This window comes from Membranihabitans maritimus (assembly GCF_021729145.1).
In the GTDB taxonomy this organism is placed as follows: Bacteria; Bacteroidota; Bacteroidia; order Chitinophagales; family Saprospiraceae; genus Membranihabitans; species Membranihabitans maritimus.
The window spans coordinates 1-343 of record NZ_JAJSLW010000093.1; the positions used below are offsets into that span (position 1 = coordinate 1).

The 343-nt window shown below is 53.4% G+C and carries 1 protein-coding gene; it reads left to right on the plus strand.

The genetic code is table 11. The features are described 5' to 3' along the window. On the plus strand, window positions 1–343 hold a 343-nt coding region (locus LVD47_RS24425), incomplete at both ends, for a hypothetical protein (RefSeq protein ID WP_236981152.1).

The window sequence follows — 343 nt, forward strand, 5'->3', positions numbered from 1 at the left end:
TGTCGACTTTTTGACAGCGCCTACAAGCTTGTTCCAATCGCTGTGCAGAGTAGGTATCTACCAGGCGGAAGATCCCCATACAGATGTTAAAGCTTTGCGGGGGATGTACCACCGAACGGATGACGTTTTCGATCGCCCAGCGGGTGGACGGACCGATTTGGGCCGCCTTATCGATATAGTAAGCGGCGTTAAAGCCCCGGGCTTTTTTCCATTCTGCGTGGGAACGGGGCATGTGGGCCGGGTCGGTTTGATACCGGTAGAGATTACGATACAGCAAACGGGTATGTGTGGCTACCCGTTGGGGCCCGATAAACACTTCTACGTTCCGGGAAGTATACACAAT